Source organism: Candidatus Omnitrophota bacterium (assembly GCA_040755155.1).
Lineage (GTDB): Bacteria > Hinthialibacterota > Hinthialibacteria > Hinthialibacterales > Hinthialibacteraceae > JBFMBP01.
This window is the reverse complement of record JBFMBP010000141.1, coordinates 1-14,241: the sequence shown is the minus strand read 5'-3', so window position 1 is coordinate 14,241 and position 14,241 is coordinate 1. Positions and strand designations below refer to the sequence as shown.

The 14,241-nt window shown below is 48.7% G+C and carries 14 protein-coding genes; 5 read left to right on the top strand and 9 right to left on the bottom strand.

The genetic code is table 11. The features are described from left to right. A partial coding sequence (locus AB1656_21460; GenBank protein ID MEW6237965.1) for a prepilin-type N-terminal cleavage/methylation domain-containing protein occupies positions 1 to 269 on the bottom strand: 269 nt, incomplete at its 3' end. Between the two features lie 29 nt (positions 270 to 298). Beyond that, the gene (locus AB1656_21455) at positions 299 to 1,618 is read right to left on the bottom strand and encodes a hypothetical protein (GenBank protein MEW6237964.1); all 1,320 of its coding nucleotides are present in this window, start codon (positions 1,616 to 1,618) and stop codon (positions 299 to 301) included. Between the two features lie 248 nt (positions 1,619 to 1,866). Between AB1656_21455 and AB1656_21450 the strand changes: the two genes are divergently transcribed. The 3 genes from AB1656_21450 to AB1656_21440 all read left to right on the top strand — a co-directional run bounded on the left by AB1656_21450 (position 1,867) and on the right by AB1656_21440 (position 4,974). Further along, positions 1,867 to 3,996 carry a WD40 repeat domain-containing protein gene (locus AB1656_21450; protein MEW6237963.1) on the top strand — a complete coding sequence of 710 codons (2,130 nt, stop codon included), beginning with the start codon at positions 1,867 to 1,869 and terminating at the stop codon, positions 3,994 to 3,996. A gap of 50 nt (positions 3,997 to 4,046) precedes the next feature. Beyond that, positions 4,047 to 4,157, top strand: a complete 111-nt coding sequence (locus AB1656_21445; GenBank protein ID MEW6237962.1) for a DUF559 domain-containing protein — start codon at positions 4,047 to 4,049, stop codon at positions 4,155 to 4,157. A 169-nt stretch (positions 4,158 to 4,326) separates the two neighbouring features. Then, positions 4,327 to 4,974: a prepilin-type N-terminal cleavage/methylation domain-containing protein gene (locus AB1656_21440; GenBank protein ID MEW6237961.1), complete on the top strand. Its 648-nt coding sequence runs from the start codon at positions 4,327 to 4,329 to the stop codon at positions 4,972 to 4,974. A 19-nt stretch (positions 4,975 to 4,993) separates the two neighbouring features. Here the strand turns inward: AB1656_21440 and AB1656_21435 are convergent, their stop codons facing one another. The 4 genes from AB1656_21435 to AB1656_21420 all read right to left on the bottom strand — a co-directional run bounded on the left by AB1656_21435 (position 4,994) and on the right by AB1656_21420 (position 8,406). Then, positions 4,994 to 5,242 carry a type II toxin-antitoxin system RelE/ParE family toxin gene (locus AB1656_21435; GenBank protein ID MEW6237960.1) on the bottom strand — a complete coding sequence of 83 codons (249 nt, stop codon included), beginning with the start codon at positions 5,240 to 5,242 and terminating at the stop codon, positions 4,994 to 4,996. Then, positions 5,242 to 5,475: a hypothetical protein gene (locus AB1656_21430; GenBank protein MEW6237959.1), complete on the bottom strand. Its 234-nt coding sequence runs from the start codon at positions 5,473 to 5,475 to the stop codon at positions 5,242 to 5,244. Before AB1656_21430 ends, AB1656_21435 begins: the two co-directional genes overlap by 1 nt. 108 nt (positions 5,476 to 5,583) lie before the next feature. After that, positions 5,584 to 7,131: an arylsulfatase gene (locus AB1656_21425; GenBank protein ID MEW6237958.1), complete on the bottom strand. Its 1,548-nt coding sequence runs from the start codon at positions 7,129 to 7,131 to the stop codon at positions 5,584 to 5,586. Between the two features lie 75 nt (positions 7,132 to 7,206). Then, the gene (locus tag AB1656_21420) at positions 7,207 to 8,406 is read right to left on the bottom strand and encodes an alpha/beta hydrolase (protein MEW6237957.1); all 1,200 of its coding nucleotides are present in this window, start codon (positions 8,404 to 8,406) and stop codon (positions 7,207 to 7,209) included. 187 nt (positions 8,407 to 8,593) lie between these two features. Here AB1656_21420 and AB1656_21415 point away from each other — a divergent pair, with 187 nt between their 5' ends. Continuing rightward, on the top strand, positions 8,594 to 8,788 hold the full coding sequence (locus AB1656_21415) for a hypothetical protein (protein MEW6237956.1): 195 nt from the start codon (positions 8,594 to 8,596) through the stop codon (positions 8,786 to 8,788). 31 nt (positions 8,789 to 8,819) lie between these two features. Here AB1656_21415 and AB1656_21410 read toward each other — a convergent pair whose 3' ends face one another. Next, a complete protein-coding gene (locus tag AB1656_21410) occupies positions 8,820 to 10,025 on the bottom strand; it encodes a threonine ammonia-lyase (protein ID MEW6237955.1) in 1,206 nt (401 codons plus the stop codon). A gap of 92 nt (positions 10,026 to 10,117) precedes the next feature. Then, positions 10,118 to 10,963 carry a methyltransferase domain-containing protein gene (locus AB1656_21405; protein ID MEW6237954.1) on the bottom strand — a complete coding sequence of 282 codons (846 nt, stop codon included), beginning with the start codon at positions 10,961 to 10,963 and terminating at the stop codon, positions 10,118 to 10,120. A 150-nt stretch (positions 10,964 to 11,113) separates the two neighbouring features. On the opposite strand from AB1656_21405, the gene AB1656_21400 reads away from it, so the two are divergent. Then, positions 11,114 to 12,121, top strand: a complete 1,008-nt coding sequence (locus AB1656_21400; GenBank protein MEW6237953.1) for a 2-hydroxyacid dehydrogenase — start codon at positions 11,114 to 11,116, stop codon at positions 12,119 to 12,121. An 85-nt stretch (positions 12,122 to 12,206) separates the two neighbouring features. On the opposite strand, the gene AB1656_21395 is transcribed toward AB1656_21400, so the two are convergent. Beyond that, positions 12,207 to 13,160 carry a peptidoglycan DD-metalloendopeptidase family protein gene (locus AB1656_21395; GenBank protein ID MEW6237952.1) on the bottom strand — a complete coding sequence of 318 codons (954 nt, stop codon included), beginning with the start codon at positions 13,158 to 13,160 and terminating at the stop codon, positions 12,207 to 12,209. Positions 13,161 to 14,241: the final 1,081 nt, after the last annotated feature.

Genomic DNA, 14,241 nt, shown 5'->3' with positions numbered 1-14,241 from the left:
AAGGGCGTTGTAAGTTGGCGCATGGAATTTACATAACAGGATAGAGACGCGAAAGGGGTAAAAAGAGGAAAGAAGGGTTTGACGGAGCAATCCAAAATGTATGTTTCTATCGCTTGGCCTACGATTCGGAAATCCGCTCGCACGCGGACCGCCTCCGCCCGGATTTTAGCGCCGACGAATATGTTGGCCGATAGCAAGGTCAGAATAGCCAATACGGCGACGCATACCAGCAATTCCACCATCGTAAAACTTACATTCTTGCCGAACATGGTTCATGCTCCCGAGATTACGCGCTTTTTCAGTAGAATTCCCAGCATGGTATAGCCGCATCGAAAAATTGCGCCGTGGAGATCATGTTTACAGGCTTTGCGCCGAAAAACAAAAAATCGTTCCAGAGAATGGATGACATACTGCTTTTCGTAGGATGAAAGGCTATGGGTTCGATAGAAGCGTCTTCCCCAAAATGCAAAGAAAAAAATCCGGGACATTCGCCCGCCGTATTCACTATGACATTCGATGGAAAGCCGTACATATTGGTAAAAGTCGTGTGTGCATTTTCTCTCGATTGCAAAATCGCGGATCGAACGGTTCCTGGCTGCGCCGGTTGGTCAAGGGAAATGGCGTGCGTCAAGACGCGGGAAAATCCAGGTGAGGTTAAGGTGGAATTGTCAAGCGCGCCGCCGAGCAGAAGGTAATTCGGATAAGCTTTTAAATAGAAAATATTTCCAACGGGAATCGGGAATTCCCATTTCGCTATTATTTCCACGCTATCGTCATCGAATTTCAAAACCAAAAGGCTAGAGCCGCCGGCATAAAGAATGGAAGAATCGTTCGAATCAATGTCTGCGCAATAATAGTAACGATCGACGGGGACTCTCCATAATTCCCTAGGCGCATAGAGATTCTCCATATCGTAACATGCCATATAATCATTTTGATAATCCCCGTCCAGCAAGGCGATTCTGGCGAATAGCCTATTTCCAATCAGGCTCGTCCCTCCTGCATCGACGGCGGGTATATGATAAGCCAATGCAGGCGATTGAGGAGAAGAGACGTCCACAATATACAGGCCGCCTTCGGGGGAAATATTCTCCGGCGAATAGAATCCCTTCGGGAAACGGATATCCAGTGCTGTAACGGCAAGGAAACGATCATTACCCGTTTCCAGTCCATAATGTAAAGCGCGGACGATCTGTCCCGACGGCCGCGCATAAAAATAATTCGGCAACGCTAGTCCACCCGTTTTTTCCAGCCGGAGCGCGTTTTCATTCCAACGATAACCAATAACTTCGGTTTTATCCTTCTCGGTATAATCCGTATATTTTTGAACAAAATACCAAAAAACATTTCCTGCCGCAACCGCATCGCCAGTTAGAGGAGTTTCTTCTTCGGCAATCGAAACAAAATTGCGAATCTCTCGCTGCGGAAAAACCAAAGTAACGAGAGACTGGTTTAAGGAAAGAGTAGGAATATCGCCGATGCTTTGCGCATAAGCTTTACCAAAGGATAACGTTATAATAACGCAAAACGAATAAATACAAATAGTTATTAACTCTTCCAGCCAAACGGGACGAGAGAAAAAGAGAGAAGCAAAAATTTCTTTCCTGTTTTTACTCATATTTCTCTTCTCTGAACTGCCGGATTAACAACAAATTAATGGAATAAGCGCCTTACAACCGAACCATGCCGCCATACCCCTTAAAAAATCCTCAATAATTCACGCCTGAGTTTAATTTAGCGCGATAGATCATTTAAGTCAAGTTAGAATTTCGTTAAATTGCAATTTTTTTGATAATGAGAAAAAAAACTATTTACTTTTAGTTGATATTCGATTATGATCAATTTAAGTTAAAATAGGCGTTATTCATGGTTTTCACAATAGGCTATCGGTGTAAAGAAATGTTCATGATGTATATTACTGTTCATTTAATTCTCTTCACCCTAACCATTGCTAACTCATTGTTTATAAATTGTACATTCGCCTTGGATTTTTACCCGCTTCGCGGCGACTCCGGCGAACTTATCTTGGGTTTAGGGTCTCCCGGTTCGGCTTTATTGTCGCCGCAAGGGGATAGGATTATCACCAACAGTCTATTTGGTTATCTGCTTTGGGACGTAACGAAAAATCCGCCCGAACCTTCGCTATTGCTCGATAAAAACTCGGGTTACAGTCCGATTCAGTTCCTGGCGGACGGCAAGCAGCTGGCGATAAGAAAGGGCGAATCGTTCAAAATCATTGAAGTCGATTCCAAAAAGACGCTTTACGAAAACGACAGCCCCGATCTTCGCTATGCGCGAGTTTTTTCACCCGACGAGAAAAAAGTCTTATCTTTTTTCTATAATAGAGTTGAGGTTTACGATTTGGAGAGCCGAAAGATCGTAAAAACGCTATCCGATCCTTCTTTAACCGATCCCACTAACGGCCCCATAAGTGGTCAAATGTCTACTAATAACCGCTGGGTGGGCGCAGAATTTTCCGATAATGCTCAACCCATCGTGTGGAATTACGAAACGGGCGAAGTCGTGCGTCTTTTTAGTAGAGATTACAGCGATATCACTTTTTCCAAAGACGAAAAATGGATGGCGACGGAAAACGCTAAAACCGGACAAATCCAAGTCTTCGATGTCGAAACGGGCGAGGCGGTTTATGCGTTTTCTGATTTTATGGACTATGCGACTGGACAGCGTCTCTTATTGCAGTATTTCAATGAAATGAAGTTCTCGCGGTTTCAGCAAAATATCCTCATCGTTTCCAAGTTAGGAAGCGGCGAGATTTTTTTTATAGATGTCGCTACAGGAATTGCTAGAAGACTAGACACGCCGGTTTTAGGTTTCCCTTTTATATATTTTAAAACCGACGCCTATGACAAACGCCTGCTCACTCAAAACGAAGACAATTTGGTACACTTGTGGGATGTCGAAACGGGAGAGGAGATTGAACGGATCGACGCTTTTCCCGAGCGATTTTTGAAGGGCGTCTTTTCACCCGACGGAAAAAGCGTCATCACCGGTCATTGGGATACTCTTTTCCGAACTATGCAAACTGTTGTCGATCCGGAACAATACGTTTATATGCATCAATGGGACGCCGAAACCGGCCAGCCATTGCGCTCGATTATCGGCCATACTGACGGCGTTAGGAAAATCGTTTTTACCGCCGAGGGAAAGAACGCTCTTAGCGCCAGCGGCCGCGAGTTTATCTTTTGGGACGCCTCAGCCTGGACGCCGATCTGGTCGATTCCAATCTATTTCAACATTCCTACAGAAGACCTGGAATCGAAATACTACTGGCCAGGTCTCCCAGCTTGCATGTCCATTGCTCTTTCCTCGGATGAAAAAACCTTTGTTTCTATCTATAGAATGGATGCGATTCTGCGGGATATGGATACGAGAGAGATTTTGCAAGACTTCGTTGGACATCCCAAAACGATTCGCGATGTCGCCATCTCTCCAGATGGTTCGCTGGTCGCCACTGGCGCGGGGGAAGGCGACCCGGATACCGGCCAAACGTGGGATACAACGGCGCGCATCTTCAACCGTCAAACGGGAACGGAACTTGTCCGCATCCAACACGGCTTTCCCGTTGTTAGCGTCCAATTCTCTCCCGACGGCCAACAATTGCTCACGGGAAGTTGGGACGGTACGGCGGCGTTGTGGAACGTTAAAACAGGCGGACTGATTCGACAGTTCAAACACGACGATACCTGGGTGGAAAAAGCCGTCTATACGCCCGATAAAAAACATATTCTAACCGTATCGAATTTAACTTGGCATGGTTCTAATAAAAATGAAATTCGTATATGGGATTTGGAAGGCAACATCGTCTATTCGCTGAAACCATACGATACAAACAGTTGGAATAATTTCATTGACGCCGATCTATCGCCCGACCAGCAAAGACTTTTGACGATTTCCAATAACTATGCTCAAATCTGGGATATCCCCGGCGTTCTCCCCACTCTTGCGGTTATACGGGACTGCGCCATACACGAGTGAGATAATTATATTTCGCATTTCCATTCCCTCGCCCTTTGGGAGAGGGTTAATTGGCTATCGAATTGGATGGCGGGCAATATGCGGAACCGAATACGATGCGCTATGATAAAGAACGATCTCAATATTTAGAGGAACAAGGAATACGCGTATTACGTTTCTGAAATAACGATGTATTAACCAATTTGGAAGGAGTGATGGAAACAATAGGAAACGCCATTAATTTTTCATAGTATTTTATGACATACGGTTTCATAATTTAAAAAACTCCCTCACCCTAACCCTCTCCCAGAGGGCGAGGGAATATAGTGTGCTTAACACGAGTGAGATAACATGAAGCAAACCGCCTATACGCTTATCGAACTGCTCATTGTCATCCTCATTGTCGGCATATTGGCCACCATTGCGATTCCCTTGCTGCAAGGATCGTTGATGCGCGCGCGGGTGGCCGCGTCGATGGCCAATATCAAGACGCTGGCCACCGCCGTCGATTGCCTGCGCGCCGATACGGGCTGCCTGTTAGTGGATACGAAAGGCGGCTACGACAAATGGGGCTACGTCCGCATCGTAACCGTTTTCAATAGCGTCGGCATCGGCTCCGATTACGGCAACGGCGGCCCCGACCGCCACATGCGCGAGGTTTACGCTCCACTCACCAGTCCGGCGGCCTATCTCAGCCAAATTCCCAAAGACCCCTTCATCCCTCCCGCCCACATCGTCGATTACAACGCCAATCCCTCCAGATTTCAGCATAAAGACGAGTACTCCTACTACGCCTGCGATCCAAAGGACACGTGGGAAGAGTGCTTCTGCAATGAAATTTCGCGGGGAGAATATTGGATCCGCGGCTGCGGCCCTATAAACGCCTCCAACGGCTATTACATCGGCTCGCCGCCGCAATACCATTGCTCCAACGGAATCGTCAGCAACGGCGGGATTCTCTACAGTTCCAAAGACGGTTTTTATACGCGGGGGTATTGAGGCTTAAGGCTTAGTAATATTACAAATCATCGTATACCGAATCGCGTTTGCCGATGCTCACGACAAAAATAGTTTCTTTTCCCAAATTAATGATGATTCGATATTTCCCGGCGCGAAGACGAAAAAGCGGCGTCCCTTTCAGTCTTCTTACATGCGCATAAGGATTTTCTTTTATGCTGCGAACCTTCAACAGGATTGCCTTAGCATCCTGACGATCAAGTTTTCTTAAGAACTTGGCGGCGGTTTCGGAATATTCTACGTTGAACATTACGCATCTACGCCAAACTCTATTAGCAGGGCTTCTTCAGTTTGAGTCCTTCCCCTTTTTATATCATCCAATCCTTTTTTTATGTCGGCGATGTCGGATGGAGAAAGAACATCTTCCTCGACATCGTTCAACAGGCGCGAGATAACCGCATCATAACTATCCTCTTCGCTTTGACGCAATGTGGAGAGTTTTTTTAAGGTGGCGTCGGAAATATGAATCGCATTATCCGCCATAATCGTAAAACCTCTCTATGGAATTATACTCCCTATCTATCGCCCAAAATACATATATATCTTCATTTCAGTTGAGTATAATAAAAAGAGCCTTACTATTTCCCTACGCTAGCTCCGCGCCGGGAAGTTCGGCGAGTAGAGATGGTTCTTCGGGCGCAGGACCAGGGTTCCGTTCTTTACCCATTCTTCGCCGCGTTGCGCCAAGTGTTCGATCATGCGGTTGCGCCATTGGCGCAATTCGCCATGATGGGCGGGATTGAGGGCGAGATCGCGGGTTTCGCCGGGATCGTTGGTTAGGTTGAAGAGTTGCTCTTCGCCGTCGCGGGCGTGGAAGACGTATTTATAGCGTCCGTCCGTGAGGGCGTTCCAATGGTTTTCCGGGCTGTAGCAAACGTCATGTTCGAGGTCGATGAATTTCCGCCACGCCGCGTTCTCGTCCCGCGCCAGTTTGAGCAGGCTGTCCCCATCGAGATGGAAATCGCCCTTTACGGAAGCGGCGTCCAAGAAAGTCGGCAGCAGGTCGCGCAGTTCGACGGGATGATCGAGCGTCCGCCCGCGCTTTTCCGGCGCCAGCCCCGCAGGCCAGCGCATCAGCATGGGAATGCGCGCCGAAGGTTCGTAGGGATAGGATTTTCGCCATAGATTATGATCGCCGGTCATGTCGCCATGATCCGAAGTGAAGACGATCAACGTCCGGTCGAGCCATCCCCGTTTATCCAAGGCTTCCAGAATGCGTCCGATCTGTTCGTCGATGAAGGCGATGGAGCCGTAGTAGCCCTGCCGCGAACGGCGGACTTGCTCCTCGCCCAGATCGCCGCGCCACGTGTTGTCGGGCAATTTTTGGCCGCGCAAGGCGTGGCGTTCCGCCCACTCGCCGACGACGGCATTGGGGATCGGCGCGTCGGCGAACATTTTCATGAAACGTTCGGGAGGATCGTAGGGGCTGTGAGGGCGGGCGAAGGAGACTTTAAGAAAGAACGGTTGCGGCTGATTGTAAGTTTGCAAAAACTGAATCGCCGTCTCTCCCATCCAATGCGTGGGATGAAAATTTTCCGGCAGTTCGTAAGGCTTGGCCTGGTAGTCGTTCCAGCCGATGCCGGTGGCGTCGGGATTGAGGTTCGGAGCTTCGGAATAAAACCAGCTGCGGTAGTCGCTGCGGAAATCCACGGATTCCGCACGCCCCGATTCTTCGAGCAATGTTTGATGGAAACCGTGCAGTGCGCGCTGGGGATGCCAGTGCATCTTGCCGACGCCCAGCGTATAGTAACCGGCGTCGCGCATCGCCTGCGGCATTTCCGGATTATACCTATCCGCGACTTGGCCGTATCCCAGCATTCCATGCCGCCAAGGCGAGAGGCCGCTGAGGATGGCCGAACGCGCCGGAGTGCAAGTGGGGGTGGAAGAATAGGCGCGGCGGAAAAGAATCCCCTCGCTGGCGATACGGTCCAGGTTGGGCGTTTTCACGGCGGGATGTCCATCGGCGCTTAGGCAATCGCCGCGAAATTGATCCGCCATCAAAAAGAGAATGTGCGGCTTCTCTTGGCCGCTTTGCGCCGCCGCGAACCCGGGCGGAGAGAGAAGAAAGGAAACGGCGGCCGCTCCCGCTTTGATCGCCGTCCGCCGGGTGACGAGATGAGTATTTTTCGATGGATTCATCTCTTATCTCCTTTCCTTATTGCATAGATTCTATTATACAGAAAATAACCAAAATCGTAAAATCAAATTTACATCCTAATGAATCATCCATTCATATACATCTAATTTCGCGGCGGTTTTTACGATCCAATCCTTAATCACATCCAATACAACAGGCGCTAGCGTTTCTGCGATGGATTCGTATTCGTTGGGCGAACCGGATTTCGCCGTTTGGAATAAATGGTTGAGGTTGGGCAATTCTTTTATTTCGTATTGAGTATTCCCGCCTTCTATCAAGAATTTTTCAATCGTTTGCAGATTGCTGGCGGCGGGAACCTGCAAATCCTTGCTCCCATTAATGGCGAGAACGGGGCATTTAACCTTCGTCAAATAATCTTTAGGATCGAAAGCAAGAAAATAACGCATCCAGGGAATAAGGTAAACATAGAATTCTTGCGCTAGCAGGAGGCGGTCGTAGCGGCTTAATTCGGGATAGGTCTGATCGACGATGGCTTGGATTTTCTTTTTGGCGGCGGCGTCATCGGGTTCCTCAAGAACGATTTGGATGATTTTTTCTTTCATGGAATGCATTCGTTGAATTTCATATTCGGGATATCCGCTTGCTCGGGCGATTAAGTCGCCTTGATCCAACAAAACCTTTTTAGCCGGATCGCCCGGTCCCGCCATTAAAACGATAAAGGCGATTTCTTCCGGGTGGGCGGCGGCGAGCATCGGCGCGATCATCCCCCCTTCGCTATGGCCGATTAAACCGATGCGCGAAGGATCGATTTCGGGCAGCGTTTTTAGATATTGAACGCCGGAATAGGCGTCGTCGGCGAAATCCTCCGTTGTAGCCGTCATGATGTCGCCGGTCGATTCGAATGATCCTCTATCGTCGTAGCGGAGAATGGCGATTCCATGACGGGTTAAATAATCGGCCAAGACCAGGAAAGGCCGATGATTCAGTATTTCCTCGTTCCTATCCTGCGCTCCCGATCCGCTGATTAAAACCACTGCTGGAAACGGTCCTCCCGAAAAAGGGGAAGTAAGAGTTCCAGCGAGATTAATTCCCGCCGTTTTGTTTTCGAAATTGACCAATGTTTCCCGATAGGGATAAGGCTTAATCGGGTCTTGATACCGATCGCCGATAACGAAAGGAATGGAAATTATCCTCCGATCGTCCAGCTTATTGAAATCCAAAACCGGATCGAATAAGAGAAATCTTGTAGGAAACGATGGCAAAGTTGCTGCGCCGGAGCCGTTGAAGATGGCGGCGAATAGAACCATTGCAATCATTGAAATGAATTTCCTTTTCATGGAGAAACCTTTCCGGCTGCGATCGATTATTCTCGTAGGCGCTTTGAATCATTCGACGCGGCTGATTTTACAACGCAAACAAAAAAATATATTTAATGTACGTTTTCTTAGGCTTATATTCTTGTATAATAAACAAAAATCCAAATACGGCTAAGCGGGAGCGTTCATGTTTATCGTATGTCAACATTGCCATCGGGTTCTCGTGGAGGGTAAATGGCTCGCCGGAGTGCCTCCCATCAAACAGGTAAAATATACAGTCTGCCCCGATTGCCAAAAAAAGCCGCCGCAAGAGAATAGCGAGCCAGGCAAGGGAATGGTCTATCAGGAATATGTCCGTAAGCAAAATAAGGAAAAGAAATAGCTCCCGCTGCGGCGATTTAACCTCGATGCCATCATAATTTCTGCACCGGAAATCCCTCATGAATTAAGGCGGCGACGATTTCATCGACGTGCTCTTTGCCCCTCGTTTCCAAGGTTATATCGAGAAACGCCTTGCCCATCGGCGCATTGATGAAAGAACGGTTATGGTAGACCTCGAGGATATTGGCGTTGAGTTTGCCGATACAATTGGCGATCACCGCCAACTGGCCAGGGCGGTCCACCAGTTCGATGCGCAGGCGCGCCATGCGGCCGTCTTTGATTAAGCCGCGCTCGATGATTCGCGAAAGAATATTGATGTCGATGTTGCCGCCGGAAAGTACCAAGACTGTTTTCTTCCCCTTCAACGGCAGATCGTGATAAGCCAACGCCGCCAATGGGGCGGCGCCCGAACCTTCCACCATGGTTTTTTCCGTTTCGAGCAGCGTCAAAATCGCGGCGGCGATCTCCTCTTCATCGACCAGGACGATATCGTCGATATAGTGTTGAACGATGGGATAGGTGAGATGGCCGACGCTTTTAACGGCGATACCATCCGCCAGCGTGGGAGCGGTTTTGAGGGGGATGATCCGTTTGGAATCGATGGAAACCTTCATCGAAGGCGCTACTTTGGCTTGTACGCCGAAAATCTTGCAGGATGGAATCTGTTCCTTGATAGCAACAGCGATGCCGGAGATCAAGCCGCCGCCGCCGATGGGAACGATCACCGCTTCCGGTTCGATTCCGTCCTCCAATATTTCCAGTCCGATGGTTCCTTGTCCCGCCATCACTTTTTCATCGTCGAAAGCGTGAATGAAATTGAGTCCCTCTTGCTGCTGCTTATAAATCGCTTCGTCGTATGCCTCGTCGTAATTCTTGCCATAGAGAATTACTTGCGCCCCATATCGCTTGGTGGCGGAGACTTTGTTCAGAGGCGTCGCTTCCGGCATGACGATAATCGACTTTCCGCCCAGGCGGGCGGCGTGATAGGCGACGCCCTGGGCGTGGTTGCCCGCGCTGGCGGCGATGACGCCCCGGCGGCGCTCTTCCGGCGTCAGGCTAAGCAGTTTATTCAGCGCGCCGCGTTCCTTGAACGATCCCGTCATTTGCAGATTTTCCAACTTGAGAAAAACCTTGCTTCCGGTCAACTCGCTTAACGATTGGCTGAATGCGCAGGGGGAATGATAGATATTGTTTTTTATTTGGCCGTACGCTTCTTGTATGTCTTGCAGCACGATCATGGCGTTTCTCCGCGATGAAGGCTTTCATTTTGCGATTCATCCTATTCTAGGAGAGATAGGGCCGGAAGGGCGTCCACGTGGGGGGGATCCGCCTACATAAATGGGTTGATGCGCTTTTTGCCGATTCCCAGAAGGTGTTCCGCCGAAGAAAGCGCCTCTGGATCGTCGCAGGAATCCAATACCCAGCGGATTAGAGATTGCCAAGCGGAAGCGTTACGAGCGATGGCGTTCACCTTTTCGTCCACAAAAGAGGCGAAACCGTGGCAGGACGCCATCTTCAAAAGATGGAAGCCGCTCTCCGCAAACCATTGCGCCAACTCGCCAGGATGGCAGAAATAAGTTGGTGGAATTTGGGCTGCGTTCGAATACCCGCGTTGAAGGATTTCCTCTAAGGCGGCGCTTCGTAGTTCCGCCTCCTTTTCAAACTCGCCTGCGCGCAAAGCGTCCCGGAGAAGTTTCCAGCGCGGCAGTAAAGTAACGAAGAGGGGCGCATCCGGCTTCATGATGCGGGCGCATTCGCGCAAGCATTGCAGCCGCTCGCGATGATCGACCAGATGATAAAGCGGCCCCATGCACAAAACGGCGTCAAACGTTTCCGCATGGAACATAGGCAAGCGCCGGGCATCGGCGACAATGAGGTTTTCGACGTTTTCCGCCGCTCCGCAACCGGCGATCTTCTTGCGCGCCCATTCGATGTTGGCTGGAGAAATATCCACAAGAGAGACTTTATATCCTTTTTTCGCCAGCGAGATGGTTAAGCGTCCCGGTCCGCCGCCTAGATCGAGTATCTTTCCTTGCGGCGGCAGATAGCGATTCCAAAAATAATGAATCACTTCGAACTCTATCTGCCGGTAAGGGGTAACAAAGAGCCGATTCCATTCATTTTCTGGATTTCGATCGTAAAATTCGGCAATAGGATCGTTGGTTTGATTGTTCATGGTTATTCTCGAAGCGTCTATTTTTTGTACGCCTTTTATTCCCTCGCCCTATGGGAGAGGGCTAGGGTGAGGGAGTTTTTTAATAATCCAATATACAAATATCATTTGGTTTTAAGTATCAATGTATAAGAATTCGCTAGGAGAACCAAGATGAAAATCGCCTTCTTCAGCGCCAAACCTTACGACAAGCAGTCCTTCGAAACGGTGAACCAAACCTATAAGCGCGAAATCGATTATTTCGAAGAACGCTTGTCGGTCCGGACGGCGAAACTGGCCAACGGCTACGGCGCCGTTTGCGTTTTCGTGAACGACGCTCTGGACGACGAAACGCTACAGATTCTTGCCAGCCAGGGAACCCGGCTGATCGCTCTTCGTTGCTCCGGATTCAATAATGTGGATTTGGAGGCGGCTGACCGGCTGGGACTGACAGCCGTGCGGGTTCCCGCTTACTCCCCTCATTCCGTTGCGGAACATGCGGTGGCGCTGATGTTGACCTTGAATCGAAAAATCCATCGCGCTCACGCGAGGGTGCGGGAAGGCAATTTCAATCTCGAAGGGCTGTTAGGATTCGATATGAACCAAAAGACGGCGGGAATCGTCGGTTTGGGAAAAATCGGGATTATTGTCGCAAAAATTTTGAGCGGCTTCGGCTGCCGGCTCCTCGCAAGCGATCCCTATCCACCAGAAGGCTGGGAAACGATCGGTTTGCGATTGGTTTCCCTTTCCGAGCTATTTACGGAATCGGATATCGTCTCACTCCATTGCCCCTTGATGCCGGAGACGCATCATCTTATCGGCGAGGGCGCTTTGAGGCAGATGAAAGACGGCGTCATGTTGATCAACACCAGCCGGGGAGCCTTGGTAGATGCGAACGCCGTCATCCGCGCCTTGAAGTCGGGAAAAATCGGATATCTCGGATTGGACGTATACGAAGAGGAAGCGGATCTTTTTTTCCGCGATCTTTCGGGAAAGGTGATTCAAGATGACGTATTCGCCCGCTTGTTGACTTTCCCGAATGTCATCGTTACCGGCCACCAGGCTTTTTTCACTGAAAACGCATTGCGGAAAATTGCGGAAACCACAATGGACAATATCGTGGAATTCGAAAAAAACGGGATCTGCGCCAACCGCGTAACGCTGGAACGCATCGCTTCATGAAACTTGATCTATCAGCCCCCGTTATAATCAAGGGCAAAAACTACCTTGCCCTTGCCACCCCCTTTTTTCTATGAAGATTGGTAGATTATCGCCTGACGATATTGGTATTGCGGCTTATATTTTTTTGTCCGGTCAAATAGGGAAGAGGATTTTGGTTTTCCCCGTTTTTCAGCACTTCGAAATGAAGATGCGGTCCTGTACAAAATCCTGTCTGGCCCACGCGGGAGATAATATCGCCTTGTTGCACTCTTGCGCCGGGCTGAACAAGAACTTTGCTGTTATGACCGTATACGGTTTCCAAACCGTCGTCGTGCCGGAGTACAACGACCAGCCCTAAACCGTACCGTTGATTGGTAACGTCTTCCACAACGCCATCCAAGACGGCATATACGGGATCGCCGGTTTTACCTCGAAAATCGATTCCACGATGAAATCGGATGTTTCCGCCGATGGGATGTCTTCTATAACCATACCCTGAAGTGATTTCGGCGGGTTTTCTGGGGTAAATCAACCGGTTGCTGCTGGCATAAGCCAGCAGTTCTTTCGCGCCGGGGATAAAGATTTTTGCGCCAACCATCAAGCGATTCGGATTGAGAGCGGGATTGAAATCGCGAATTTTTTCTTGACTTACGCCATAGAGTTTAGACAACGCCCAAGGATTTTCGCCAGCGCTGACGACATGGTAGATTCCCGTTACAGGCGGGATTTTAGGCTTTTCCGGCGCCGATTCTTCCATATGAACGGAAGCGGTGGGTTTGATGGAGGGGGCGGCGTTGTTATCCAATACGTCGCCCCATGCTTCCGCAGGCAGACCCGAATTGGCGATAAGAATAGGTTCACGAACGATATAAGCCAATTCTGGATACAGTTCGGAAGGGATATCGCCGGTTAATTCGGCAATATCTTCCGGTTTCTGCCCATCTATAGCGTCCCATGGCGGCAAATCGGAGGGGTGAGATTGTACAAGTCCAGAAAGATCAAGCGAATAAGTTGGTTGCGGCCAATAATTGCAGTAAGCGATGATGAAATAACCCGTCATTCCTCCTGCCATACCCCAAACTATTAATAGAGGAATGCGAATTCGCCGAAATGAAAAATGACTCAAGAACACCCCTAAGGCTTCTCTCAAAAGAAACAGGAAAGTCAGCATTCCTTTTCCTCTTTGACCTTGAACCTCGTGGTTTTTCTTCCGGCGGACACCGGAACCGCCTTGCGTCACAGATTTCCAAAACTCGCGCGCAAGAAAGCCGATAACATCACGTAAGGAAGGCAAAGATAGGAATTCCCCTGGTTGGCGCCCCATAATAACTGCACCTTTCCGAGAATTCCCTCATAACCCCTATCAAACAGAACAAGAACAACTCAATAAATTCAATTTCAATGGCTTCCTTTTAATCAACGGGGCTACCATAAAAGAATTTTACGCCGATGTCAATATATCCCCCCACTCTTGTCTCAATTAAAATTTTGAGGGGAAAAATCGCAAAAAGAGTCCCGCTAGTTTTTTTGGGAGGGCTTTTAGTAAAAAAACGTTTATTGAGAGGAAAACCAAATCCGAATTCTCCCTTCAATTTCTCAAAAACCTAACGGGTTTTTTTACTGAAATAAATATCCTCTCCATCTTCTTAAGTCATTTAAGAGAAGCCTATTCCAATATAATCGGACAAAATTTATTAAACAAGAGAACATTTCCCGCTTAATCCTCTCGATTTTGGATGCAAAATCATTCCATCGCTATCAACAAATTGAATCCTATCGTTTAAATATCTATCATAAGAGATCCGTGTAAAAATATCTTAATTCTTCACTCCATAATGGAGTAAGTTTGGTGATACTTGTCTTAAGTCTATTAAAATAAATATGATATAGATCATTTCCTGTATAGGGAGAATAGAAAAAACAAACAGCAGTTATGATACGAGAGCCTCCTATTCAGTCATTTTGCAATCACAGGATGGGTCATATCGTTTAACTCATCGATTATTCCTCTATTTAGGGTTTGCTGAAAAACCTTTACTACCTAGAAAAGAGAAGACGGAGCAGGGGGGCGGCGCCGTTCGCTTGACGATCGGAAAGCGTCGCCTGAGAATCCTTTCGGCGCATCCATGCAGATCCCAACT